This is a genomic window from Bacteroides sp. PHL 2737 (assembly GCF_004115325.2).
GTDB lineage: Bacteria > Bacteroidota > Bacteroidia > Bacteroidales > Bacteroidaceae > Bacteroides > Bacteroides hominis.
Map to the genome: position 1 here is coordinate 2,785,899 of NZ_CP040630.1, position 22,157 is coordinate 2,808,055.

Sequence of the window (22,157 nt, forward strand, 5' to 3'; positions counted from 1 at the left end):
ATGCGGTATTTTTTAGATATAAGAGAAGTAGATAATATTTATTATGAGCGTAATTCAGACTCGAATTTTGAAGATTTGAATGAATGCCAATTCTTAATTAACTTTTTTAAAGAATTGCGTTTGAAATGTACCAACTTTAATAGTTACAACTTTTATATTTATTCAACCCAAAATCCCACTTTGCCTCCCAATAGTTTTGATTTACCCAATACGGGAAAAGATATTCTTCTTTTTTTGAGTGATGAAACGGGAGAGTTGCCTTTGCATTTGAAACAGAGATATAAATGCATTTTTAAACCATATATCAGAAAAGATTATGATAATATATACCCATTTCCTTTAGGGTATGTAAATAACGATGTTTCACTTGAATATATACCAATTAAAGATCGATGCTATAATGTCTTCTTTTCAGGAAATTTTAATTTGAATCGCGTAAATTTTTATCGTAATATAACTAATGCGAGAGGGTGGATTACTAATAAGTATCTTTTTTATTGGCTATATAAAAAAGGATTACTGAAATTGCCGACAAGTTATTTTACGAATAAGGATGATTGTTTTAGAAACTCCAAGATTCGTTTTACAAAAGGATTTAAGGGAGGATTTCCTATATCAGAATACCTTTGGATGTTATCACAATCTAAAATAGTTTTATGTCCCAAAGGATTTCACTCTACAGAATGTTTCAGACATTATGAAGCTCTTAAACAAGGTTGCATTGTTATTTCAGAAAAACTGTCAGATTCTTATTTGTATAATAATTCACCTATCATTCAATTAGATAATTGGAATGGAATAAGAAAAATAGTTAATGACTTGTTACAAGATGAATCTCTATTAATGAAAAAGTCGGAAGAATCTTTACGGTGGTATGAGAATGTAATGAGTGAAAAGGCAACAGCTATGTATGTCCTAAGTAAAATAGAACAATGAACGATAGAAAGATAAAAGTGAAAATATCATGTTTACATGATATGCCTCCTTTACTTCGTCAATTACCAGATAAAAGTACCATATTGGGTAATTGTGAGTTTTTAATAAATACAAACGAACGGGATTGTGACTTCTTCTTTGTGCTCCATGGAGTGGAAAGGCCAGAACTTGCTAAATGTCCTTCTGAAAATGTAGTGCTGGTAACGGGTGAACCAGAGTCAGTTTTTAGGTATCCTTCCAAATATCTAAAACAGTTTGGATGTGTACTTACTTGTCAACAGTCATTGTTGAAAAAGAAAAAAACATTAAAATCAATACCAGCGTCTCCGTGGTTTGTAGGAGCTCAAATGCTAAGTCGTAACCCTTGGGTCTGGGATGAAAATAACTATTTGGATTATAATTATTTCTGTCTGGAAACGGGAAATAATAGTATTAATAAATTAGCTGTTGTTACATCGAATAAAGTAACTACAAAAGGACATCAAAGAAGACTTGATTTTATATATAAGCTGAAAGAGCTTCTTTCCGATTTAGTGGATATTTATGGAACTGGCTTTATCCCAATAAAAGATAAATATGAGATTTATTCAAAATATAAATATGCTTTAATAATAGAAAATTCAAATTATCCAGATTATTGGACAGAAAAAATTGCGGACTGTTATTTAAGTAATTGTTTTCCTTTTTATATTGGATGCCCTAATATAAAAACATACTTTCCAGATAGTAGTTTAGAGGAACTATCTTTTGATAATCTTGAATATGCTGTTAAGGCAATAAAAGAGGCAATAATGAATGATCGGTATAATCGAGTTAAACCGATATTAAAAGAAGCAAAACGAATGGTGCTTGATAAGTATAATATCTTTTTTGTGATATTGCAATATATCAAGCAGTGTGATAGACAGAATTATACATTAAAAGAAGATATAGAGATTAATCCTATTTCTTGTTTCACATCAGATTTAGGCTATAGAATAAAAAATAGAATAATTAGATTGATTGGCGAATGAATTTTCCATGTAAAGTAACATTGGCTATGCCTGTTTACAATGTTGAAAAGTATATAGAGAGGGCTTTGTTATCAGCACTAAATCAGACTTTTGAGAGTATTGAGTATCTGGTAATAGATGATAAGGGAACGGATAAAAGCATAGATATTATTAGCAATATAATAGCAAATCATCCGCGGGGAGAATATGTACGTATAATAGATCATGGCGTAAATCAAGGCTTAGGGGCAACTAGAAATACAGCTATTAAAGAAGCAAGAGGAGAGTATGTTTTTTTTATGGATAGTGATGATGAGATAATAGACCATTGCATACAAACTTTATATAATGCAATATTAGATAAAGATGTAGATTGGGTAGTGGGATCTTATTCTGCAGTATCGACACGAGCATTGGAATCTGTTGATTTTTCGTGTATGGATCATCAGTATGATGGACGGTATTGTTTGGTTGATAGCATGTTGAAAGGTCATTTTGTACCGATAACTACTTGGAATAAATTGTATAGAGTTGATTTCTTACGAAAAAATGAAATAAAATGTGTGCCTAATCATTTAAATGAAGACGCATGGTTTTTTTTTCAAATAATGTTAGTCACCCAAAAGTGTATTTCTGTATCTAAAATCACATACTACTACTATAAAATAGAAAATTCTATTACTGACTTTTATTTTTATACGGAAGAAAAAAAAGGAAAACTTCACAGTATATTGAGATTGATAAAATGAAGAAAAGTTTACTTAATCAATATGCTTTTGATGATATACATTCCTCATTATTATGTATAGTAATGCGTGAAAGCTTTAGATATGCTTATGAAGTGTGTTGTTTAAATGTTCCTGGAGCAGATATGAATATACTTTCTAAATTCTTTATGAGGTGTAAAAATGGTTCTTCGCGGAATGCCATTCAGCATTTTATGTCATATCCTGTAAGTATAAAACAAATATTTAAAATGCCAAGAAAAAGAATAGAAAACTTTTTGTATTGGTTGATTTCTTTTACTCCTTATATTTTCCAATACATATTTATTGTTATTGTTCGATTTGTAAGAAAATAGTTTTTTCGTCTTGTTATGATACCTAAAACAATTCATTATTGTTGGTTTGGTGGTAAACCTTTGCCACCACTTGCTATTAAATGTTTAGAATCATGGAATAAATATCTTCCGGATTATGAAATAATAGAATGGAATGAATCTAATTTTCCAGTAAACTCTATTCCATATACAAAGGAAGCAGCTGATAAGGGAAAATGGGCATTTGTTAGCGATTATGCTCGGTTCTATATATTATATCATAATGGAGGAATTTACCTTGACACAGATGTAGAAATATTGAAATCATTGAATCCTTTTTTAAAACATCATTCTTTTTCAGGTTTTGAATCAAAGGATAGGGTTGCTCCGGGGCTTATTTTGGGAGCGGAAAAAGGATGCTCTTTGATGAAAAAATTGATGAATAGTTATCATGAACGTCATTTCATTAATCAAAATGGGTTGTTAAATGAAAAAACTGTAGTCAGTTATATGACAGAAGAATTGGTTTCAGAAGGATTAGTCCTGAATGGTGAATTGCAAAATATCCATGATTTTATAGTATATCCAATTGATTTCTTTTCGCCTAAATCGTTAGAAACCGGGAAGCTTAAGATAACATCCAATACATATTCTATACATCATTATGCAGGAAGTTGGATGAGTAATACATCTCGATTGAAACGCTATGTTTACTTGCTGATAGCAAAAGTTCCTTTTGTTTACAAAATGTATAATAAGATTTATAGAAAATATTAGCTGGATGCTGCCATATTATGCTATATTTACTTTTTTGGCTTTTTTGTCATTGGTCGAATCACAATCTGTAAAGCGTAAACAGAGGAGCTTGTTATTATCAGGTGTATGGCTGCTTTTGACATTATTTGCAGGATTGAGATATAATAATGCGGATTGGAATTCCTATTTTGATTTTTATAAAAATATTGCAAATGGTTCCGGAGAAGGTTCTGCTGATATTGGCTTTAATTTAATTTGTCTTTTTCTTTCCATTTTTAGTAAAAGCCCTATATTGATGTTCGTAGTAGTAGCAGGTACGTCTGTCGCATTTAACCTGAACTCCTTTAAAAAATATTCGCCATTTTTTTTAATTTGTGTGCTCTACTATTTTGTTCATCTGTATGTTCTTAAAGAGATGATACAGATAAGAGGAGGTTTGGCAAGTGCAATTTGTTTGTATAGCATTCGCTTTTTATTTAATCGAAAGTATAAGTCTTTTTGGTTATTTTGGTTGTTAGCTCTTTCCATACATTTTTCTGTGATTGTTTGGGCGCTTGTTGGGCTTGTGTATAAGTATCAACCATCGTTGAAAACATTAAAACGGACTTTGTTTATATGCTTTGCAGTGGGTCTTATTTGTCCATTAGGACAATTTATAAAATTATTGGCTGTAGGTGTTGATGCGCGTCTTGGTGCATATATAGCTTATGGGGATAGTGAGTATGCTGCCGCTTTAGGTATTTTTACTAATATAAATGCTATTAAAAGCTTAATAGTTGGTATAATACTTTTATATTTCCATGATAAAATGAAAAATATTAGTCCCTATTTTTCCCCTTTATTGTATGCTTATATACTTGGAGTCTGCTGGTTGATGCTTTTTAATGATTTTGCTATTATAGGCGGGCGTATGTCTGGAGTGTTACTTTGCGTTGAACCGGTTTTAGTCTCTTATCTGACCATACTACTTTCTAAAAGAACGAAATGGTTTTTTGTTTCAATACTTATAGTTGTGACATATACCATGTTGTCGTTGAATATTAGTCCTGATAAAATATCACCATATCAATTTTATTTTTAATGAAAATAGCCATGTTTCTCCCGAATTTATCGAATACGGGACCCAATATTGTAGCAAAAGATTTATGTACCGGATTAGTTCGTAAGGGACATGTTTGCCAAGTTTTTTATTTTGATGATATTGTTGAATTGGATATGCCTTGTTCTATAGAGAGAATTACAAATATGAAAAGATTTGATTTTTCTAATTGGGATATTATACATAGTCACATGTTTCGTCCAGATTTATATATTAGGCTTCATACGTTATTTTCCAGGAAAAAACATCGAACTCGTTTCATATCGACTTTGCATAATCCGATTTCATATCGAGCATTAAAAATAGACTATCCTCTTGTCCATTCTCTAATTGGTTCTTTTTTATGGAAGTTTGCACTGAGGGCTTTTAATGAATTGGTAGTTTTGAATGAAGATACATATCAACAGTTATCTAAAGTTTCTAAAGAACATTTACATATAATTCATAATGGAAGAGATATAATTCCTAGTGCTGTCTCTAATGAAAAGGATTTGGAAGAAATAAGGAAACTGAAGCAAAAGTATATTATTGTGGGAACTGTATCTCGAATAATAAAACGGAAAGGGATCGAGCAGATGATACGTGCGTTAGTTTTGTTACCGAATTATGCATTTGTTGTGGTTGGAGATGGCAGTGAACTTGAAAACATTAAAATATTGGCGAAAGAACTATCTGTTTCAGAACGCTGCTATTGGGTAGGGTATCGTGAAGATGCAACATCTTATCAATCTTTGTTTGATTTGTTTGTGATGTGTTCTCGCTCTGAGGGTTTTCCGTTGGCCCTAATTGAAGCTGCTGGATATGGAGTTCCATCTATTTTATCTGATATTTCAATTTTTAAATCGATTATGACTGAACGGGAAGTTCTTTTTTATAAATTAGATAACATCGATTCATTAGTGTCTGCTATTCATGTTGCTACCCGAAATAGAGAAGAATTAGCAAATCGTATTTATGATTATTATATAAAAAATCTGACAGTTAATTCAATGACTGATAAATATTTGGAACTTTATATTCACTCACTCAATTCTTAGTGTTTTATTGATATGCTAGATAAGATTACAGCTACTATTGTTACATATAAGAATCCTGATTCTATTTTATTGAAAGCTATCAATAGCTTTTTGAATACAAAGATAGAAGTACGGTTATATATTATTGATAACTCTCCCACAAATTATTTAAAGGATATTTCTCATGATCCTCGGGTAGAGTATATTTTTATGAATTCGAATAATGGCTTTGGAGCCGGACACAATGTTATATTGAGAGATCCTGAAAAGATGGGAAAATATCATTTAATACTAAACCCGGATATATCATTTGAGGAAGGGACTTTGGAGAAGTTATATGATTACATGGAGGGTAAGCCGGATGTGGGAAATGTAATGCCTAAGATTATTTATCCTAATGGGGAATTGCAATATTTATGTAAACTTCTTCCTACGCCAAAAGATTGGATAGTTCGTATGTTTCTTCCTATTAAAAGCATCAAAAACAGAATTGACTATAATTTTGAAATGAAGTTTGCGGATTATGATAGAGAAATGAATATTCCTTATTTATCAGGCTGTTTTATGTTTCTTCGGAAGTCTGTGATAGAAGAAATTGGCGTGTTTGATGAAGGTATTTTTATGTATGGAGAAGATACAGATTTGAATAGGCGTATTTATCGGAAATACAAAACGATGTATTATCCTCAAATAACTATAACTCATCATTTTGAGAAAGGATCTCATAAAAGTTTACGTTTATTGTGGATACATGTAAAAGCTGCCATTTATTATTTAAACAAATGGGGCTGGTTCTTTGATAAAGAAAGAAGTATAATAAATATAACAGTGAAGCAACAATATATTAGAAAGCAATGATAGATAGAATGAATCTTCTTTTTACAGGTGCTTCTGGCTTCTTGGGGCATAATGTACTTCCATTATTGAAGAAAAAGTATTCAGTAGAAACTATAGGACTAACTTCTCAGGATGATTATATAGTGAATTTAGCAGCAGAGATTCCTAAGTTGACCGGAAAATATGATGTTATATTGCATGTTGCAGGAAAAGCACACTCTTTGTCTAAGACAGAAGCAGAGAAACGACTTTTTTTTGATGTGAACTTTCAAGGTACTAAGAATTTGTGTACTGCTTTGGAACAAAGTGGCATTCCGAAGTCATTCATTTTTATTAGTACTGTTGCTGTTTATGGTTGTGATTCGGGTGAGAATATCACGGAAGAATATCCTTTGAATGGAACAACTCCTTATGCTCTGAGTAAGATTGAGGCGGAGAAATATTTGGAAGGATGGTGTGCCATGTATAATGTGAAATTGAGTATACTTCGTCCTTCTTTAATTGCCGGTCCTAACCCTCCGGGAAATTTAGGAGCAATGATCCATGGGATTAAGAGTGGTAAGTATTTGAGTATTGCCGGAGGAAAGGCCCGGAAAAGTGTTCTGATGGTTCAGGATATAGCTAACCTTGTTCCTCTATTGATTGAAAAGGGAGGGATATATAATGTTTGTGACAGTTATCAGCCGAGTTTTCGTGAACTGGAGATGGTGATATGCAAACAATTGAATAAGAAGTTACCTTTGTCTATTCCTTATTGGTTTGCTAAGAGTATGGCCGTTTTTGGTGATTGTCTCGGGGAAAAGGCTCCAATAAACAGTTTAAAACTTCGTAAGATCACGCACTCTTTGACTTTTAGTAATGAAAAGGCAATGCGGGAGCTTGGATGGAAGCCTATGAATGTTCTGAAAAATTTTCGGATAGAATAAGGAGGTGCTCTAAATGGAAATTTTTCTTTGGATTATAGGAATTTTAATAGGGATTTTTTTTGCCTTTTTAGGACTTCAATTCTTGTTTTATTTCATTAAAAAGAACGAATAACTTATGTATTATCTGATAATATTAGTTCTGCTATTCTTAGTAGAACTTTTTTATTTCCATATTGCCGATAAATATAATATTATCGACAAACCGAACGAACGGAGTTCGCATACCCGGATCACGCTGAGAGGTGGAGGAATTATTTTCTACTTTGGTGCATTGGCTTATTTTCTGACAAATCAGTTTGAGTATCCTTGGTTTATGTTGGCTCTCACTCTGGTGACGGTGATCAGTTTTGTAGATGATATCCGCTCCATGTCACAAGGACTTCGTCTTGTTTTTCATTTTACGGCGATGGGCTTAATGTTCTATCAGTGGGAGTTGTTTGCTCTTCCCTGGTGGACTGTAGTTGTGGCTTTGATCGTATGTACAGGGATTATCAATGCCTATAATTTTATGGATGGAATTAATGGAATCACGGGGGGATATTCGCTGGTTGTACTTGGAGCTTTGGCGTTTATCAATCATTGGGTTGTTTCGTTCGTTGAACCGGGTTTGATTTATACCATGCTGTGTGCGGTGCTGGTCTTTAATTTCTTTAATTTCCGTAAGAGGGCAAAATGCTTTGCCGGTGATGTGGGGGCGGTCAGTATTGCTTTTATTATTCTGTTTTTAATCGGTAAGCTGATAATCGATACGGAAGATTTTAGTTGGATTGTGCTTCTGGCAGTATATGGAGTAGATAGTGTGCTGACTATTGTCCATCGATTGATGTTGCATGAAAATATTGGTTTGCCTCACCGGAAACATTTGTATCAGATAATGGCTAATGAACTGAAGATACCACACGTGGTAGTGTCACTGACCTATATGTTGGTACAAGCTGTAGTTGTGGCAGGGTATTTGGCATTGCGGGAATATAGATATGGGTATTTATCAGGGAGCATATTGGTGTTGAGCCTGCTGTACCTCCTGTTTATGAAGAGATTTTTTTATTTGCATAAATCTAATTAATCATGGGAAACTTAATAGAGAATGATTTTCAGCGTGTGGCGGATCTGCTTGGCGTTGAAGTGGCAGTGGTAAAAGCCATACAGGCAGTTGAGACCGGTGGGCGTGGGGGCTTTGTGGCTCCGGGACGACCGGTGATCTTATTCGAAGGTCACATCTTTTGGCGTGAACTCAAGAAGCGGGGACTTAATCCGGAGAGGCATATTGCGGGCAATGAAAATATTCTTTATCCTAAATGGGAGAAGGGGCATTATTATGGCGGGATAAGAGAGTATGAACGTCTGGAAAAGGCCCGGGAAATACATAAAGAAGCTGCTGACGCTTCCACTTCATGGGGAATGTTCCAAGTGATGGGCTTTAACTATGCGATGTGCGGGTATGGCAGTGTGGAGGAAATGGTGAAAGATATGTGTGTCGGAAAAGATAAGCAACTGGAAGCTTTTGCGAGGTTTGTGAAATTTGCTAAGCTACAGTCCTGTCTGGAGCAGAAAGACTGGGCCGGGTTTGCCAGGAGGTATAATGGCCCCGGATATGCCCAAGATCAGTACGATAAAAAACTGGAAGAGGCTTATCGGAAGTTTACGAAGGAATAGAAATGTAATAGATAGGAGAAAGCAGGTTCTAATGAAAATATCAGGAAAGTCATAGATGTAATCAGATAGAATGAGTGAAAATATACCCTAACGGGTATAGATTCCTGCTTTGCTCCCACTTTTATACCCGATATGGTATAAAAGTGGGAGTCTTTTATTATATTTGTACCCAAACGGGTATAATATGGGAAATCAAACAATAGCAGAGTATGTGAAGCGGATGCGTAGGGAAACAGGGCTTACGCAAGTGGATTTATCAGAGAAGGCAGGTGTCGGGTTGCGTTTTGTACGGGAGCTGGAGCAGGGAAAAGAATCTCTCCGGCTGGATAAAGTAAATCAGGTACTTAGCTTATTTGGTAGTCAGGTAGGAGTAGTGTCAATTAGAAAAGAAGAGTTATGAAAAAGGCTGAAATTTATGTTAGCAATCAGTTAGCCGGTATTTTGATTGAAGATGAAAATGGCTTTTCTTTCACTTATACAGACGAATATATTTCAAAGGGAAACCGACGACCTGTTAGTCTGACGCTTCCGATAACTCATGTCCCTTATACAAGCTCTGTGCTGTTTCCTTTTTTTAATGGATTAATTCCTGAAGGATGGTTGCTTGATATTGCGGAACAAAGTTGGAAGATAAGTAGTCGGGATAGAATGGCTTTGCTGCTGGCTTGTTGTAAGGATTGCATAGGAGATAGTACTCTTCTCTTGGATTACGGGGAATTCTGATATGCATTTGAAGAACTTTTCTTTATATAGTACGAAACCTATTAGTTATGTTCTGACACCCGCTTATGACTTACTGTCAACGAAGTTAGTCCTTCCTGCCGATTCTGAGGAATTGGCATTAACACTTAATGGGAAGAAGAAGAAAATAAAGAAGTCGGACTTTGTTGTTGCAATGAACTCGACCGGCTTGGAAGATAAGATTATTGAAAATGTTTTTAATAAGTTTGATCACCTTCAGTCTAAATGGGAAGAGTTTATAGATGTTTCTTTTATACAAGAAACAACCAAAGAAAGGTATAAGGAGCTTATACATGAAAATTGGAAAAGGATTAAGTGATAGCTCAATAAAAAGAAAGGCGACTTTTTCTCAAGCCGCCTTTCTTTTTATTTAATCTCAAATTCTTCCTTCATATCGATCTCTTCTCCATGTGAATCGTAGAATACGTATTCAAGAAAAGCGAGTTTCTGACTCGGAATAATTTTAATACCAAATCCGTATTTCATCTGCCATTTGCGTTTCAGCGACATAAGTCCCTGATTCAAATAAGCAGCCACATACGGGTGGATGTGTAGCGAGAATTTCTTTATCTTCAGTTTATTGACCAGATAATCAATTTTACTCTCCAGTGTGTCCGTAAAGAGGATGGACGATTTGATGGTGCCTTTACCAAAGCAAGTCGGACAGGTTTCTGTAGTGTTCACGTCCATGGCCGGGCGAACCCGTTGACGCGTAATTTGCATCAGTCCGAATTTGCTTAAGGGCAGAATGTTGTGACGCGCCCTGTCTTTTTGCATGTTGGCACACATACGTTCGTAAAGCTTCTGACGGTTTTCGGCTTCATTCATGTCAATGAAATCTACCACAATGATACCACCCATATCCCTTAGCCTCAGTTGGCGTGCCAGTTCGTCGGCAGCCCCCAGGTTTACTTCGAGTGCGTTACCTTCCTGCCCGTTGGCATTCTTGGTGCGGTTTCCGCTGTTCACGTCTACTACGTGAAGCGCCTCAGTGTGCTCAATAATCAAGTAGGCACCACTCTTGTAGGATACTGTTTTACCAAAAGACGATTTAATCTGTTTGGTGATACCGAAATTGTCATAAATGGGAAGTTGACCTTTATACAACTTGACGATGCCTGCCCGTTCGGGAGCAATCAGCGTCACATAATCCTTGATTTCGTTGAACACCGCTTCGTTGTTCACATGGATGTTCTCGAAAGAAGGATTGAAGAGATCACGCAGCAAAGCTACGGCACGGCTTGTTTCCTCGTAGATAAGTGTCGGAAACTTTGTGGCCTTTTGTACTTTGGTGATACTTTCTTCCCAGTGCTTCAGCAATACTTTAAGCTCTCCATCGAGTTCGGCAACACGTTTGCCTTCTGCCACTGTGCGTACAATCACTCCGAAGTTTTTCGGCTTGATGCTCATCAGCAGTTGTTTCAGGCGTGCACGTTCTTCGCTCGATTTAATTTTTTGAGAGACAGAGACCTTGTCGTTGAAAGGAATCAGCACCAGATATCTTCCTGCAAACGAGATTTCGGAAGTCAGGCGCGGTCCCTTGGTTGAGATAGGCTCTTTTACAATTTGCACCACTACTTCTTGTCCTACCTTTAATGTATTGGCTACTGTGCCATCCTTGTCCAGGTCGGGAAGCAGGGTTGCTTTCGAAATGGGATTAAGCTTTTTTTTGTCGCTTAAAGTCTGCTTTACGTACTTTTCGAGTGAGTTAAATTGAGGACCCAGGTCTAAATAATGAAGGAAAGCATCTTTCTCGTAACCGACATCCACGAAGCAAGCATTCAGTCCGGGCATCAATTTCTTGACGCGGCCCAAATACATATTGCCCACCGAAAAGGAGATATTTCTTCCTTCGCTTTGAAGTTCCACCAAACTCTTGTCCTCAAGTAAGGCGATGGAGACTTCTTTGGGCTGTACGTCTACTACTAATTCGCTTGTCACGTCTGTTTCCTAATTATTTAATTTTATAAAAAAATGAACGAATAACTTTATGCGTTTGTTCATTCAGTCGGGCATTTAAACAAAGAACAAACTCGAAAGACATTTGCTTCACAAGTTTGTTCTTTATTTCTGTCCAGATTCAGACTAAAAATTACTTTTTGCTTTTATGTCTGTTCTTTCTTAGTCTTTTTTTACGCTTGTGCGTAGACATTTTATGTCTTTTTTTCTTCTTTCCGCTTGGCATAGCTTCAAAATTTTATGGGTTAATACTCTTGTTTATTATTTCTTTACCGAAAGGGTGAATGTCTTAGCTGGTTTGAACGCCGGAATGTTGTGTTCCGGAATGATGATAGTCGTATTCTTAGAAATATTACGAGCGGTTTTTTGAGCTCTTTTCTTTACGACGAAGCTACCAAATCCACGGAGGTAAACATTCTCGTCCTTAGACAAAGAATCTTTCACTGCATCCATAAATGCCTCAACTGTTGTAAGTACTGTTACTTTGTCAACACCAGTGTTCTTTGCAATTTCGTTTACAATATCTGCTTTAGTCATTTTTCCTTAAAAAAAATATTATTACTATGTTCTTTCTAATTTTTTGGACTGCAAATATATAGCTTTTTAGTCTCCCAAAAAAATATATCCCGAACAATTTTCTAAAAAAGTCGCTTCATTAAGCTTTCTTAGTTCGTAATTAGATGAAAAGAACTACTTTTGTGCAAGGATAAAGTTAACAAAAAGTAGAATCTGGCTAAATATATGAATCCTAACTTCAGCAATACAATAGAAAAGTGGTATCAGGAATATAAAAGGGAACTTCCATGGAGGGAGTCCGCGGATCCTTATGTGATATGGATTTCGGAGATCATTCTGCAACAGACCCGTGTCGTGCAGGGGTATGACTACTTCATGCGGTTTATGAAACGGTTTCCGGATGTCGCTACATTGGCCCAAGCGGATGAAGACGAAGTGATGAAGTATTGGCAGGGGCTGGGCTATTACTCCCGTGCACGCAATTTGCATGCAGCCGCTAAAAGTATGAACGGGGTGTTTCCTAAAACCTATTCGGAAGTGAGGGCTTTGAAGGGGGTAGGTGACTATACTGCCGCTGCCATCTGTTCTTTTGCCTATAACATGCCTTATGCGGTAGTCGATGGGAATGTGTACCGGGTACTTTCCCGCTATCTGGGCATTGATACTCCGATAGATTCTACTGAAGGGAAAAAACTCTTTGCTGCCGTAGCCGATGAACTGCTGGATAAAAAGAATCCTGCCCTTTATAATCAGGCTATCATGGATTTTGGAGCTATCCAATGTTCGCCTCAGTCTCCTAACTGCATGTTTTGTCCGTTGGCAAGCGGCTGCTCGGCATTAGCCGGGGGAATGGTGGCACAACTTCCGGTAAAACAGCACAAAACGAAAACGACCAATCGCTACTTCAATTATATATATGTACGTATGGGTGCGTATACTTTGATTAATAAAAGAACGGGCAATGACATCTGGAAAAATCTGTTTGAGTTTCCTCTGATTGAAACTCCCGAAGCTGTCTCGGAAGAGGAATTTCCGGCGCTGTCTGAATTCAGAGCCATGTTTGCGGAGGGAGAGACCCCTATAGTCCGTTTGGTTTGCAGGGATGTGAAACATGTACTTTCACACCGGGTGATTTATGCCAATTTCTATATGGTTGATCTTCCGGAGAACAGTCAGTCTTTTACTTCTTATCAGAAAATAAAAGCCGATGAATTGGAGCAGTATGCGGTGTCGAGGCTGGTACATGCCTTTATCGAGAAATACATTAACTAATTGAAAATTATCACTGTGTTAAACTAATTAAATATCTAAAATTATGAGACGATCCTATTTATTATTGGCCTGTCTTTCTCCGGTAGCCTGTATAATGGCTGCAAACGGACAAAAAGGAGGCAAGAGTAAACAAAAGGTAAACGAACGGCAATTGCCCAATGTTGTGTTTATTTATGCCGACGATTTGGGCTATGGCGACCTTGAATGCTATGGTGCCAAAAATGTACAGACCCCCAATGTGAACCGCTTGGCTTCCGAAGGTATCCGCTTCACCAATGCACATGCTACAGCCGCTACCAGTACTCCCTCACGTTACTCTATGCTCACAGGCGAATATGCCTGGCGTCGTCCCGGTACTGATGTTGCCGCGGGAAATGCCGGAATGATTATTCGTCCGGAAGATTATACCATGGCGGATATGTTTAAGAATGCCGGATATGCTACCGCTGCCATTGGAAAATGGCATCTGGGATTGGGAGACAAAGCCGGCGAACAGGATTGGAATGCCCCTCTTCCGGCTGCATTGGGCGATCTGGGATTTGATTATTCTTATATCATGGCTGCTACTGCCGACCGTGTACCTTGTGTCTTTATCGAGAACGGAAAGGTTGCGAATTACGATCCGAGTGCTCCTATCGAGGTTAGTTATCGGAAACCTTTCGAAGGTGAACCTCTGGGAAAAGATCATCCCGAATTGTTGTATAACCAGAAGCACAGTCATGGTCATGATATGGCTATCGTCAATGGTATTGGCCGTATTGGCTATATGAAAGGGGGAGGTAAAGCTCTGTGGAAAGATGAAAACATAGCTGACTCCATCACCAGCCATGCTATCGATTTTATTCGTGATCATAAAGATGAGCCTTTCTTTATGTATTTTGCTACCAATGATGTACATGTTCCCCGTTTCCCTCACGAACGTTTCCGTGGTAAGAATCCTATGGGACTCCGGGGGGACGCCATTGTTCAGTTTGACTGGAGTGTCGGACAAATCCTGGAAACACTTGACAAACTCGGTCTTTCTGAGAATACGTTGATTATTCTTTCCAGTGACAATGGTCCTGTTGTAGACGATGGGTATCAGGATCGTGCCGAAGAGCTGCTAAACGGTCATAGTCCTGCCGGCCCGCTTCGTGGTAATAAATATAGCGCTTTCGAAGGAGGAACCCGGATACCGGCAATTGTTCGCTGGCCTAAACAAATCGGACAGCCGCAGGTTTCGGATGTATTGGTTTCACAAATCGACTGGTTGGCTTCTCTGGCTTCTCTCGTAAATGCGCGTCTGCCTAAAGGGGCTGCTCCAGATAGCTTCAACCGCTTGGGCAACTGGATCGGAACAGATTCTACTGACCGTCCCTGGGTGATTGAACAGGCTTCTAACCATACGTTGTCGGTACGTACCAAGGACTGGAAATACATTGAACCCAACGACGGACCGAAAATGATTACGTGGGGACCGAAAATCGAAACCGGCAATTCGAGTATCCCTCAATTGTATGACATGACTAAAGTCTATGAACAAGAAAACCTTGCAGAGAAGAACCCGGCAAAGCTCTTTGAACTGCAAACGATTTTAAGGAAAGTGCGCAATAAAACTTATAGAGCTTTATAAAAGTTGTAACAATTCTTGCATTCTATTGTTATTCTACTTAATTTTGGCAACAAAAATCGGTATTTAGAAACATAAAACTCTGAGAATATGTCAGTAAATAAAGTGATATTGATAGGAAATGTCGGTAAAGACCCTGAAGTGAGATATTTGGATACGGGTATTGCTGTGGCCAGTTTTCCTTTGGCTACAACCGACCGTGCATATACTTTGTCTAATGGTACACAAGTGCCTGAGCGAACTGAATGGCACAATCTTGTACTTTGGCGAGGACTGGCAGAAACTGCCGAGAAATATGTACATAAAGGTGATAAGCTCTATGTGGAAGGTAAGATAAGAACTCGTTCTTATGATGACCAGAGTGGGGCAAAACGCTATGTTACCGAGATATTTGTAGATAATATGGAAATGCTGACTCCGAAAGGTGCCGGTGCCGGATCGTATGCTCCGTCACAGCAGCAGGCTGCTGCTCCCGTACGGCCTCAACCGCAACAACCGCAGCAATCGGCATCTTCACAAGATAATCCGGCAGACGATCTGCCGTTTTAATGGTTGCGGACTACAAGTTAAGGATGATAGTTGTCATCCGGCTGTTACCTTAACTTGTAGTTCATAACTCTTGACTAACAACTTGTAGCCAGAGTTTAACTCGCGGCTGCTTATTATTAACTTAAAACCAATATTTTGGACCCAGACGCTTATTTATGCCAGTTGGCAGAAATTTTTAACGGAATATCCGTACACACACCATCATTATCAGCAATAATAGCCATAGTACTGGCCGGTTTGCTCCTGCTCGCTTCGGGCTTTGCTTCGGCATCCGAAATTGCTTTCTTCTCACTCTCACCTTCCGATCTGAATGATATAGAGGAGGGTAATCACCCTTCTGATGGAAAGATCAGCAATCTGCTTGCAGATTCCGAACGTTTGCTGGCAACCATTCTTATCACAAACAATTTTGTGAATGTGACCATCATCATGCTCTGTAACTTCTTTTTTATGAATGTTTTTGTTTTTCATTCGGTTCTCGCAGAGTTTTTGATACTGACAGTCATCCTCACTTTTCTGTTGTTGCTTTTCGGAGAGATAATGCCTAAGATCTATTCGGCACAAAAGACGTTGGCTTTCTGCCGTTTTTCCGCTCCGGTCATCTACGTCCTGCGCAAGGTATTTGCACCGATATCTGCCGTACTGGTACATTCTACCGCTTTTTTAAATAAACACTTCGCCAAGAAAAATCATAATATATCTGTTGATGAACTTTCCCATGCCCTTGAACTGACAGATAAAGCCGAACTTTCGGAAGAAAACAATATTCTTGAAGGAATTATCCGTTTTGGCGGGGAGACGGCCAAAGAGGTTATGACTTCCCGTTTGGATGTAGTGGATCTTGATATACGTACTTCGTTTAAAGACGTGCTTCAGTGCATAATTGATAATGCCTACTCCCGTATCCCTATTTATTCCGGTACACGCGATAATATCAAAGGAGTGCTTTATATCAAGGACTTGCTGCCCCATCTGAATAAGGGGGATAATTTTCGTTGGCAATCATTGATTCGTCCCGCCTATTTTGTGCCTGAGACTAAAATGATCGACGATCTTCTGCGTGACTTCCAGGCAAATAAAATTCATATTGCCATTGTCGTTGATGAATTCGGAGGTACATCGGGAATAGTGACAATGGAAGACATTATAGAAGAAATTGTTGGAGAAATCCATGATGAGTATGATGATGAAGAGCGTACCTATACAGTGATCAACGATCATACCTGGGTTTTTGAAGCAAAGACCCAGCTGACAGACTTCTACAAGATTACTAAGGTAAATGAGGACGATTTTGAGAAGGTGGACGGTGATGCCGATACGCTGGCCGGACTGTTGCTTGAGATCAAAGGGGAGTTTCCCGCGCTGCATGAGAAAGTACTTTATCATCATTATGAATTTGAAGTTCTGGCGATGGACAGCCGCCGCATCCTGAAAGTGAAGTTTACCATAAACGAGCCTTCCACAACGGAAGTTGCTTCCTGATTTCATTATGGCATTGTTGTCGGAACATAAGGCGGACTGTTATCGTTGGGGTATCTGGAAAACAGATGAATCTCTCGAAGAACTTTTGGCTTTGCTCCCTGGTCCTGAGAAATACGAACGGCAGCTAAAGCGTTTCTCTTCACCCCACCGCCGGTTGGAGTGGCTTTCTGTGCGTGTATTGCTTTATCGGTTGCTGGGGGAAGAAAAGTCAATAGAATATGCTCCCAGTGGTAAACCCCGTTTGGCGGATTCCTCTTTTTTTATTAGTATTTCCCATACCCGCGGATATGTGGCGGTTATCTTAAGCGCCGTATCCGAAGTCGGTATTGACATTGAGCAATATGGACAACGGGTACACAAGGTTGCACATAAATATATGCGTGAGGATGAAACGATGTCCGTTTATCAGGGAGACGATACCTGGTCGCTGCTTTTACATTGGTCCGCCAAAGAAGTGATGTTTAAGTGTATGGATGCGGATGAGGTCGATTTCCGGGAGCATCTCCGTATAGTACCGTTTCAGGTATGTGAATGCGGAGAATTTTTTGCCGAGGAATATCGTACGGAACGCCGGATGAAATTCCATATCCGATATTTGCTGCATCCGGATTTTGTGATGACCTGGCAGGTGGGGTCTTCGTTTGGAAAAAATGATTGATTTTCAATGAAGTAAACAAAATGATAAATCGTATCTTATTGCTGGTGCTTGTCATTGGCTACAGTATGGGAGTTGCTGCTCAGAATCGTGTCGATTCCTTATTTACATCTGTTAGCCAACGCTTTTCGGGTTATCCTTCTGAACTGGTGTATTTGCAGACCAGTAAGGAGATTTATGAAACGGGAGAAGATCTTTGGTTTAAAGCATATCAGCTTGATGCGAAATCATTCGGTTTGTCAACCCAGAGCAAGACACTTTATCTGCAAATGTTGAGTGATAAAGACAGTGTAGTCTGGCAAGAGAAGTATCCCATAGAAAACGGTATTGCAGACGGCCACATATATGTGGATACGAAACTGCCGGAAGGGAGTTATCGGTTGGAAGCCTATACCCGTCATTCCTATTATAAAGATACGGTCGGAATATCTCCGGTACGTAAAATCAAAGTATTAAAGAACATCAGCTATAATACTCCGGCAAAAGAGGGAGAGGAGACAGGTGATTTAAGATTCGAACTCTTCCCCGAAGGCGGAAATCTGGTTTCGGGTTTGCCGTTTTGCCTGGCGTTCAAAGCTACTGACACGAAAGGGTATCCGGTCGATGTGGAAGGGGTGCTGTGTGAAGGCGGACTTCCTCTTATGCCATTCAAAAGCAGCCATGACGGAATGGGAAAGTTACTTTTTACTCCGTTTGCCGATAAAGAATACCGGATAGAGCTGAAGGATGGACATAGTTACCTTTTGCCTGAGGTGTATAAACAAGGAGTAGCACTGCGATTATTGAAACAGGATCAGGAACAATTGGAGTTTATCATCTCTCAAACACAAGATTTGCCTGATCAGGAAGTCTGTTTGGTGGGTCAGATGCGGGGGATGGTGTGTTGTGTTGCAAAGGGAATGCTTAAAGACCGTTTGAAGATAAAGATGCCTCTGGCCGAGTTTCCTTATCAGGGGATAGTCGAGTTTACCCTCTTTGACAATGCAATGAAGCCGGTTGCCGAGAGGCTGGTGTATGTACATCCCGAAAAGAAACTGCATATTCGTATCGTACCGGAGAAGGAAAGCTACGCTCTTCGTGAAAAAGCGGCCTTACATATTAAGGTTACGGATGATAAGAACCGGCCTGTAAAAGTCAATCTGGGAATTAGCGTTTTTGATAAAGCATATAGTAATCCGGTTGATCCTGTGAATATTCTGACCCATTGCTATCTGTCGTCGCAGATACGCGGTGCAGTTCATCGTCCGTCTTATTATTTTGATGAAAGGAACAAAGATCGTGTGCAGGCAATGGATTTGTTGCTATTGACACAGGGGTGGAGACGATATATCTGGGAGTTTAATGGCCCGGTTTATCAGGGAGAAGCGTTTTTAAGCGATGATATATCAGGAGTTCAGGTTACAGGAGGCAGGAAAAAGAGCCGAGAAAAACAGGGGGATAAGCAACTTGTTCAGGTTACGGGTGCTGAAGGTAATTCTGCGTTCTTGTGGACAGACTCGGTAGGACACTTCACGATTGATACGAATCGGATGAAAGAGCTTCGTGGTGGATATATTTATCTGAAACCAATGTTGTCGAAAGAGTTTAAGCCTGAACTGGAGATCGTAGATTACTTTCCGGTGATTGACAGTGTGAGAAGAAAGAAATATCCCGGTCATTCGGTTACAGTCCGGACACAGGCGGTGAAAGAAGAGTTCGTTGATATGCCGGTTGTAAGCAGTGACAGTATAATCCTGCTGGATGAAGTCGTAGTCAGCCGTAAGGCACGCAGACCATTTAGAGATAAGTTTATGGGGCGGTTAGACAGCATGACACAGATGAGCATGGAAAATGTTTATGTTTGCGGATGTAGCTATCTGCAAAATTATAAACCCGGATATGATGCCCATCCTTGGTGGAAACCTTGTGGTGAACCGTCTGATAAAAGGACTAAACCGGTGGAAGGAAAACAGTATGAAATTGTGAAGTTCAAGCATTTGGGAGGCAATGCCTTCAGTGTTATAGACCGGCAGACTGTGACATATCACGGCCCCATATATTCTGAAAAAGAACTGCTCCGCATGAATAACCTTTGGCGTACGAAAGGATATTATGCTCTTCGCGAATTCTATCAACCGGATGAAGTGGACATGCAGTTGCCTATACCGGATGCCCGCAATACATTGTTTTGCTCGCCTATGGTTGTGACGGATGAGAAAGGAGAAGCCACCGTTTCATTTTATTGTTCGGATATCAATACAGGTTTCATTGGCATGGCGGAGGGAGTGGATGGAACAGGTCTTTTAGGGAGTGATAAATGCGAATTCAGAGTGATTAGAAAAGCTAATTAAGTTTTGTAAATCATCTATGACTACGGATAAAAACAAAAGAATCTCCGGGAACATCTTTTAAACAAGGCTCCCGGAGATTTTTTTATTTCTTTAGTTTATAACTTAGAGCCCCCGATGGACACTTCTTGATTTGAGCAATCAGTTCTTCGGTAGTAGCATTTTCCATCTTTATCCACGGACGTTCTTTAGGGTGATACACATTGGGCAATGTCTTCACGCAGATGCCGGCAAAGCTCCGGCTGCCATACAATGGTCAGTTCGCCATTGCTGTATTCTATTTGTTTTCCCATAACTGTTTTTTATATTATTGAATGTGAACACCACGAAGTACAATGCGTTTCCATTCCGGATGCTTATGTATGTATCCCGCAACGAACGGACAAAGAGGAACCAAGCGCAGACCTTGCCGCTCAATGTCGGTAAGGACTTTTTCTGCGAGCTGAGAACCTATTCCGTGCCCCCCTAAAGCGGCAGGGACTTCGGTGTGCGTGAGGTAGATTTCACCATTCGAGGATTTGATGTATTCTATTCGGGGAGTATAACTTTCAATATGGAATTCATATTGATGTTTTTCTTCATTGTCTATCAGTTCATAATTTTCAGCCATAATCATTTTTCTTTTAAAAATTGTTTGATTCTACAACATTTGAAGGTGATATTTTGTTCCCTCCGATTGCCTGTTTATGAATCGTTTAAACAATTGTATACCGGTCATAATTTTAACAGATAATAATGATTCGTGGCAAAACAAATGCATACTCTTTCTGTTGATATTGGACAAATGCGGGGCAACAGCGCTCCGCCTGCAAAACTACCATATGGGAGTATCTTGATTTGGGATACTGATTTCTGAGTGAATGAACGAATTGTTTTATATTTAAACTTTAGAGATTATGAATGGAAGAGTAATACAGATCTTCTGCATGGTAGTTGGCATAGTACTTGCTTCCTCTTGCGGAGACGAATGTCCGGTAGAACAACCTTACTCGGTTCGGGTATCTGTTAAGGACAAGAACTATTTGAATATATCGCAGTTTCCGCAACTGGGCAGCGTAGACGAGAACCAGCCTTTCCGCACCTATACGGGAACTATTTATTATGCTCTGTACGATGCTTCTACCGGAGCATTGAAAAAAGAGTCGGAGATTGTTCAAATCAATGGTGAAGATAAGGAGTATACTATTTCTTTCGCCGGAATACCCGATGGTGATTATAAATTGGCTGTTTGGGGGAACCTGACTACTGATTACCCCGCCGGCATTTTGCATCAGGACGGGAAGGAGCATACGGATATTTATGTGGCGACCCGTGTCTTGCATTTCTCTCCCGAATATCAGACAGAAGAATTGACATTGGAACGTACCAAGGGAAAGCTGTTGTTACTCTGTTCCAATTTCCCGGCTGAAATAAGTCGGATAGAACAACATGTAAACCACGTTTATCAGTCGGTGGATGCCGATCTCAATTATAGCGGAAGCACGCAGGTTGACAAAAGTGTGCCATTTACCAATATGTTGGAGACAGTGCTTGCACCCTCTTCGGTAGATGGACATTCAAAGTTAGCTTTAACTTTCTATGCCACCGATACAAGAGCTTCTGAATCTCCTTATTTGAAATTGCCCGAAATGGAAGTGGACATGCGGCGCAATGAAATAACCGCTGTCTCTATAGACTACAATACATCAGAAGGAATCTGGGAAATCAAAATGTTTATCCGTGGGGAATGGCTCACGATACATCGCCTGGATATCTACTGATCTCTTTTTCCTTATCTATTTATTTAAACT

24 protein-coding genes and 1 pseudogene are annotated in these 22,157 nt (G+C 38.9%); 21 read left to right on the plus strand and 4 right to left on the minus strand.

Annotated features, from left to right (window positions below; translation table 11 throughout):
- From DBK98_RS11365 to DBK98_RS11425, 14 genes are all read left to right on the plus strand, one after another.
- Complete coding sequence (locus DBK98_RS11365; protein ID WP_022011499.1) at positions 1 to 936, plus strand: hypothetical protein; 936 nt, start codon at positions 1 to 3, stop codon at positions 934 to 936.
- The gene (locus DBK98_RS11370) at positions 933 to 1,949 is read left to right on the plus strand and encodes a glycosyltransferase family 10 domain-containing protein (protein WP_032536603.1); all 1,017 of its coding nucleotides are present in this window, start codon (positions 933 to 935) and stop codon (positions 1,947 to 1,949) included. Before DBK98_RS11365 ends, DBK98_RS11370 begins: the two co-directional genes overlap by 4 nt.
- A 26-nt stretch (positions 1,950 to 1,975) precedes the next feature.
- Entirely contained in the window at positions 1,976 to 2,677 is a 702-nt protein-coding gene (locus DBK98_RS11375; protein ID WP_255504357.1) for a glycosyltransferase, read from the plus strand.
- Positions 2,674 to 3,009, plus strand: a complete 336-nt coding sequence (locus tag DBK98_RS23235; RefSeq protein WP_255504358.1) for a hypothetical protein — start codon at positions 2,674 to 2,676, stop codon at positions 3,007 to 3,009. The genes DBK98_RS11375 and DBK98_RS23235 overlap by 4 nt, the downstream gene beginning before the upstream one ends.
- Positions 3,010 to 3,024: 15 nt before the next feature.
- A complete protein-coding gene (locus tag DBK98_RS11380; protein WP_022011502.1) occupies positions 3,025 to 3,744 on the plus strand; it encodes a glycosyltransferase family 32 protein in 720 nt (239 codons plus the stop codon).
- A gap of 4 nt (positions 3,745 to 3,748) precedes the next feature.
- On the plus strand, positions 3,749 to 4,804 hold the full coding sequence (locus tag DBK98_RS11385; RefSeq protein WP_022011503.1) for an EpsG family protein: 1,056 nt from the start codon (positions 3,749 to 3,751) through the stop codon (positions 4,802 to 4,804).
- Positions 4,804 to 5,859 carry a glycosyltransferase family 4 protein gene (locus tag DBK98_RS11390; RefSeq protein WP_234072636.1) on the plus strand — a complete coding sequence of 352 codons (1,056 nt, stop codon included), beginning with the start codon at positions 4,804 to 4,806 and terminating at the stop codon, positions 5,857 to 5,859. The genes DBK98_RS11385 and DBK98_RS11390 overlap by 1 nt, the downstream gene beginning before the upstream one ends.
- Positions 5,860 to 5,871: 12 nt before the next feature.
- A complete protein-coding gene (locus DBK98_RS11395; protein WP_022011505.1) occupies positions 5,872 to 6,696 on the plus strand; it encodes a glycosyltransferase family 2 protein in 825 nt (274 codons plus the stop codon).
- 8 nt (positions 6,697 to 6,704) lie between these two features.
- Positions 6,705 to 7,601: an NAD(P)-dependent oxidoreductase gene (locus tag DBK98_RS11400; protein ID WP_032536359.1), complete on the plus strand. Its 897-nt coding sequence runs from the start codon at positions 6,705 to 6,707 to the stop codon at positions 7,599 to 7,601.
- A 115-nt stretch (positions 7,602 to 7,716) separates the two neighbouring features.
- The gene (locus DBK98_RS11405; RefSeq protein WP_032536345.1) at positions 7,717 to 8,667 is read left to right on the plus strand and encodes a glycosyltransferase family 4 protein; all 951 of its coding nucleotides are present in this window, start codon (positions 7,717 to 7,719) and stop codon (positions 8,665 to 8,667) included.
- A gap of 2 nt (positions 8,668 to 8,669) precedes the next feature.
- Positions 8,670 to 9,257, plus strand: a complete 588-nt coding sequence (locus DBK98_RS11410; RefSeq protein WP_032536344.1) for an N-acetylmuramidase family protein — start codon at positions 8,670 to 8,672, stop codon at positions 9,255 to 9,257.
- A gap of 184 nt (positions 9,258 to 9,441) precedes the next feature.
- Positions 9,442 to 9,657: a helix-turn-helix transcriptional regulator gene (locus DBK98_RS11415; protein WP_032536343.1), complete on the plus strand. Its 216-nt coding sequence runs from the start codon at positions 9,442 to 9,444 to the stop codon at positions 9,655 to 9,657.
- Positions 9,654 to 9,980, plus strand: a complete 327-nt coding sequence (locus DBK98_RS11420; protein ID WP_032536342.1) for a HipA N-terminal domain-containing protein — start codon at positions 9,654 to 9,656, stop codon at positions 9,978 to 9,980. Before DBK98_RS11415 ends, DBK98_RS11420 begins: the two co-directional genes overlap by 4 nt.
- Position 9,981: 1 nt before the next feature.
- A complete protein-coding gene (locus tag DBK98_RS11425; RefSeq protein ID WP_032536341.1) occupies positions 9,982 to 10,317 on the plus strand; it encodes a HipA domain-containing protein in 336 nt (111 codons plus the stop codon).
- Positions 10,318 to 10,364: 47 nt separating this feature from the next.
- Here the strand turns inward: DBK98_RS11425 and DBK98_RS11430 are convergent, their stop codons facing one another.
- Both DBK98_RS11430 and DBK98_RS11435 read right to left on the minus strand, forming a co-directional pair.
- Positions 10,365 to 11,939 (minus strand): Rne/Rng family ribonuclease, encoded by a 1,575-nt coding sequence (locus DBK98_RS11430; protein ID WP_032531836.1) that lies wholly within the window; start codon positions 11,937 to 11,939, stop codon positions 10,365 to 10,367.
- Positions 11,940 to 12,218: 279 nt separating this feature from the next.
- On the minus strand, positions 12,219 to 12,494 hold the full coding sequence (locus DBK98_RS11435; RefSeq protein WP_005776335.1) for an HU family DNA-binding protein: 276 nt from the start codon (positions 12,492 to 12,494) through the stop codon (positions 12,219 to 12,221).
- A 204-nt stretch (positions 12,495 to 12,698) separates the two neighbouring features.
- On the opposite strand from DBK98_RS11435, the gene mutY reads away from it, so the two are divergent.
- The 6 genes from mutY (at position 12,699) to DBK98_RS11465 (ending at position 20,370) form a co-directional block, all read left to right on the plus strand.
- On the plus strand, positions 12,699 to 13,745 hold the full coding sequence (mutY, locus tag DBK98_RS11440) for an A/G-specific adenine glycosylase (RefSeq protein ID WP_032536340.1): 1,047 nt from the start codon (positions 12,699 to 12,701) through the stop codon (positions 13,743 to 13,745).
- Between the two features lie 43 nt (positions 13,746 to 13,788).
- Entirely contained in the window at positions 13,789 to 15,357 is a 1,569-nt protein-coding gene (locus tag DBK98_RS11445; protein ID WP_022013012.1) for an arylsulfatase, read from the plus strand.
- Between the two features lie 87 nt (positions 15,358 to 15,444).
- Complete coding sequence (locus tag DBK98_RS11450) at positions 15,445 to 15,903, plus strand: single-stranded DNA-binding protein (RefSeq protein WP_005776338.1); 459 nt, start codon at positions 15,445 to 15,447, stop codon at positions 15,901 to 15,903.
- A gap of 135 nt (positions 15,904 to 16,038) precedes the next feature.
- Complete coding sequence (locus DBK98_RS11455; RefSeq protein WP_022013013.1) at positions 16,039 to 17,385, plus strand: gliding motility-associated protein GldE; 1,347 nt, start codon at positions 16,039 to 16,041, stop codon at positions 17,383 to 17,385.
- Positions 17,386 to 17,392: 7 nt separating this feature from the next.
- Positions 17,393 to 18,043 carry a 4'-phosphopantetheinyl transferase superfamily protein gene (locus DBK98_RS11460; RefSeq protein WP_032536358.1) on the plus strand — a complete coding sequence of 217 codons (651 nt, stop codon included), beginning with the start codon at positions 17,393 to 17,395 and terminating at the stop codon, positions 18,041 to 18,043.
- Positions 18,044 to 18,063: 20 nt separating this feature from the next.
- Positions 18,064 to 20,370 (plus strand): hypothetical protein, encoded by a 2,307-nt coding sequence (locus DBK98_RS11465; protein ID WP_032536357.1) that lies wholly within the window; start codon positions 18,064 to 18,066, stop codon positions 20,368 to 20,370.
- 82 nt (positions 20,371 to 20,452) lie between these two features.
- Here the strand turns inward: DBK98_RS11465 and DBK98_RS11470 are convergent.
- Positions 20,453 to 20,660: pseudogene (locus DBK98_RS11470) on the minus strand ((4Fe-4S)-binding protein).
- Between the two features lie 14 nt (positions 20,661 to 20,674).
- Entirely contained in the window at positions 20,675 to 20,977 is a 303-nt protein-coding gene (locus tag DBK98_RS11475) for a GNAT family N-acetyltransferase (RefSeq protein WP_005776345.1), read from the minus strand.
- A 286-nt stretch (positions 20,978 to 21,263) separates the two neighbouring features.
- On the opposite strand from DBK98_RS11475, the gene DBK98_RS11480 reads away from it, so the two are divergent.
- Positions 21,264 to 22,127 (plus strand): FimB/Mfa2 family fimbrial subunit, encoded by an 864-nt coding sequence (locus DBK98_RS11480; RefSeq protein WP_032536339.1) that lies wholly within the window; start codon positions 21,264 to 21,266, stop codon positions 22,125 to 22,127.
- Positions 22,128 to 22,157 lie beyond the last annotated feature (30 nt).

Bases quoted from the DNA above. Each gene is read 5' to 3' on its own strand.
- DBK98_RS11365 (WP_022011499.1), top strand. From the start codon at position 1: ATGCGGTATTTTTTAGATATAAGAGAAGTAGATAATATTTATTATGAG.
- DBK98_RS11370 (WP_032536603.1), top strand. From the start codon at position 933: ATGAACGATAGAAAGATAAAAGTGAAAATATCATGTTTACATGATATG.
- DBK98_RS11375 (WP_255504357.1), top strand. From the start codon at position 1,976: ATGCCTGTTTACAATGTTGAAAAGTATATAGAGAGGGCTTTGTTATCA.
- DBK98_RS23235 (WP_255504358.1), top strand. From the start codon at position 2,674: ATGAAGAAAAGTTTACTTAATCAATATGCTTTTGATGATATACATTCC.
- DBK98_RS11380 (WP_022011502.1), top strand. From the start codon at position 3,025: ATGATACCTAAAACAATTCATTATTGTTGGTTTGGTGGTAAACCTTTG.
- DBK98_RS11385 (WP_022011503.1), top strand. From the start codon at position 3,749: ATGCTGCCATATTATGCTATATTTACTTTTTTGGCTTTTTTGTCATTG.
- DBK98_RS11390 (WP_234072636.1), top strand. From the start codon at position 4,804: ATGAAAATAGCCATGTTTCTCCCGAATTTATCGAATACGGGACCCAAT.
- DBK98_RS11395 (WP_022011505.1), top strand. From the start codon at position 5,872: ATGCTAGATAAGATTACAGCTACTATTGTTACATATAAGAATCCTGAT.
- DBK98_RS11400 (WP_032536359.1), top strand. From the start codon at position 6,705: ATGAATCTTCTTTTTACAGGTGCTTCTGGCTTCTTGGGGCATAATGTA.
- DBK98_RS11405 (WP_032536345.1), top strand. From the start codon at position 7,717: ATGTATTATCTGATAATATTAGTTCTGCTATTCTTAGTAGAACTTTTT.
- DBK98_RS11410 (WP_032536344.1), top strand. From the start codon at position 8,670: ATGGGAAACTTAATAGAGAATGATTTTCAGCGTGTGGCGGATCTGCTT.
- DBK98_RS11415 (WP_032536343.1), top strand. From the start codon at position 9,442: ATGGGAAATCAAACAATAGCAGAGTATGTGAAGCGGATGCGTAGGGAA.
- DBK98_RS11420 (WP_032536342.1), top strand. From the start codon at position 9,654: ATGAAAAAGGCTGAAATTTATGTTAGCAATCAGTTAGCCGGTATTTTG.
- DBK98_RS11425 (WP_032536341.1), top strand. From the start codon at position 9,982: ATGCATTTGAAGAACTTTTCTTTATATAGTACGAAACCTATTAGTTAT.
- DBK98_RS11435 (WP_005776335.1), bottom strand. From the start codon at position 12,494: ATGACTAAAGCAGATATTGTAAACGAAATTGCAAAGAACACTGGTGTT.
- mutY (WP_032536340.1), top strand. From the start codon at position 12,699: ATGAATCCTAACTTCAGCAATACAATAGAAAAGTGGTATCAGGAATAT.
- DBK98_RS11445 (WP_022013012.1), top strand. From the start codon at position 13,789: ATGAGACGATCCTATTTATTATTGGCCTGTCTTTCTCCGGTAGCCTGT.
- DBK98_RS11450 (WP_005776338.1), top strand. From the start codon at position 15,445: ATGTCAGTAAATAAAGTGATATTGATAGGAAATGTCGGTAAAGACCCT.
- DBK98_RS11460 (WP_032536358.1), top strand. From the start codon at position 17,393: ATGGCATTGTTGTCGGAACATAAGGCGGACTGTTATCGTTGGGGTATC.
- DBK98_RS11465 (WP_032536357.1), top strand. From the start codon at position 18,064: ATGATAAATCGTATCTTATTGCTGGTGCTTGTCATTGGCTACAGTATG.
- DBK98_RS11475 (WP_005776345.1), bottom strand. From the start codon at position 20,977: ATGGCTGAAAATTATGAACTGATAGACAATGAAGAAAAACATCAATAT.
- DBK98_RS11480 (WP_032536339.1), top strand. From the start codon at position 21,264: ATGAATGGAAGAGTAATACAGATCTTCTGCATGGTAGTTGGCATAGTA.